The organism is bacterium (assembly GCA_035703895.1).
Taxonomy (GTDB): Bacteria; Sysuimicrobiota; Sysuimicrobiia; order Sysuimicrobiales; family Segetimicrobiaceae; genus Segetimicrobium.
Genome location: DASSXJ010000166.1, coordinates 1 through 2,085, shown reverse-complemented (window position 1 = coordinate 2,085; position 2,085 = coordinate 1). Strand labels below are relative to the sequence as shown.

2 protein-coding genes are annotated in these 2,085 nt (G+C 67.9%); one reads left to right on the top strand and one right to left on the bottom strand.

Translation table 11 applies throughout. The features are described from left to right. Positions 1-219: 219 nt before the first annotated feature. Entirely contained in the window at positions 220-1,305 is a 1,086-nt protein-coding gene (locus VFP86_11795) for a Gfo/Idh/MocA family oxidoreductase (GenBank protein ID HET9000323.1), read from the bottom strand. A gap of 184 nt (positions 1,306-1,489) precedes the next feature. On the opposite strand from VFP86_11795, the gene VFP86_11790 reads away from it, so the two are divergent. After that, a partial coding sequence (locus tag VFP86_11790; GenBank protein HET9000322.1) for a sugar phosphate isomerase/epimerase occupies positions 1,490-2,085 on the top strand: 596 nt, incomplete at its 3' end.

Below are 2,085 nucleotides of genomic sequence, written 5' to 3'. Positions count from 1 at the left end.
GCCCCGATCGTGGGGTACGTGTTCGATCAGAGGGGGCTGATGTTCAACCTCAGCCTGCAGGACGCGAAGATCTCGAGGATCGAGCGATAAGCGGCCGTCGGCGCCATCACATGCCCGGAAGTGTCGCCGGGCCGGTGTGGTTGGGTCGCGGAGTACACAACCGTAAGACGTCGGGCGGTTAAACGATCGGTAGAGGCACTGGGGTTCACCTCAGTGCCTCTACTGTGTTTGCCCGGCGCGACCGAGGGGGAGCGAGACCTCGCGCCCTGTTCGCGCCGATTCATACACGGCCAGTATGATCTCGAGTGGCTTGCGCGCTTCCTCGCCGGTGATCACCGGGTCCCGATCGTCGGCAATGGCCTGGAGGAAGTCCGCGATCTGCGCGCGATGGCCGGCGATCTGGCTCCCGGCCTGATCGGACGCCGTCACCGGCTCCGTGCGGCGGCCGGCCCCGATTTTGGCGCCGTACGGGCCGACCTCACCCTTCTCGTCCTTGAACTCCCAGACGACCACCTCGCCCATCTCCACAACGGCCGTCCCGTTTGTGCCGGTGATCTCGATGCGCTCCGGAAGGCCCGGATAGACGGCGGTTGAGACCTCGATCGTGCCCAGCGCGCCGCTGCGAAATGTGAGCAGTGCCAGCGCAACATCTTCGACCGGGATATCGTGCGCAATCATCGAGCAGCGGGCGACCACGCGATCGACCGGTCCCATCATCCACTGCAGCACGTCCACCCAGTGGATGCCCTGATTCATCAGGGCGCCGCCGCCGTCGAGTTCCCACGTCCCCCGCCAGCCCGCACTGCCGTAGTATGCTCCGGTCCGGTACCATTTGACGATCACATCCCCCAGCACCAGGCGGCCGAACCGGCCGGCATCGAGCGCGGCGCGCATCATTTGGATGCCGGGGTCGAACCGGTGTTGTGAGATCACCGCCAGCTTGACCCCCCGCCGCCGGCATATCGCGATCAGCCTGTCGGCCGCCTCGAGCGACACGTCGATCGGTTTCTCGACGATCACGTGCTTGCCCGCCTCGGCGGCCTGGACGCCGACTTCGGCGTGGAGGCCGCTCGGCACGCAGACCGATACCACATCGATATCGGGGCGCCGCAGCAGTTCCCCCAGATCGGTGTAGGCGTCGACGCCGAACTCGGCCGCACGACGTTGCGCCGCGTCGGCCGCGACATCGGCCACCGCGCGCAGCCGCGCGTTTGGGAGGTCCGCGACCGCGCGGGCGTGAAACGAGGCAATCACGCCAGCCCCTGCGATGGCAACGCCGAACGGACGATCGTTCGCCGGACGCACGTGAAAATTGTAGCATGATCGTGCCGGCCTGGCGCGCGGACGGTAGGCGACGAAGACGGCGCCCGGCGCGAGCGTAGGAGGGATACGGGCCACGACCGACCGAGACCGGTTCCGGATCAGCGCATTCGGCGACGAGATCGCAGGCGATCTGGATGTCCAGATCGCCGCGCTGCGCCGCCACGACGTGCGCTTCCTCGAGGCGCGGTCTGCCTGGGGGAGGGATGTTGTCGAGCTCTCCGACGATGACCTCGGGCGTGTACGCGAGCGGCTCACGGCCCACGGGATCAGCATCTCAGCCATCGCCTCACCGGTCGGCAAGGCGCCCGTCGACGGCGACTTCGACTCCGAGCGTGGCCGATTCCGGCGGGCCCTGACGGCGGCGCGGCGGCTCGACACCGCGCTGGTGCGTCTCTTCTCCTTTTTTGTCCCCGCCGGGCGCTACCGGGCCTCTCGGGACGAGGTGGTCCGCCGACTCGCGGCCTTCGCTCACGAGGCCGAGCGAGCGCACGTGACGCTCGCGCTGGAGAACGAGTCGTACGTGTACGGGGATACCGCCGAGCGGTGCCTCGATCTGATAGAGGCGGTCGGCTCGGCGGCGCTCCGGATGACCTTCGACCCAGCGAATTTTGTTCAAGTGGGGGTCCGCCCGTACACCGAGGCGTGGCCCCTACTCAAGCCGTACGTCGCCCACGTGCACATCAAGGACGCCGTGGCCGTGGACCGACGCGGCCTCTCGCCGTATCCTGAGCGCATCCCCGAGGAGCGGCTGATGGACAGCGT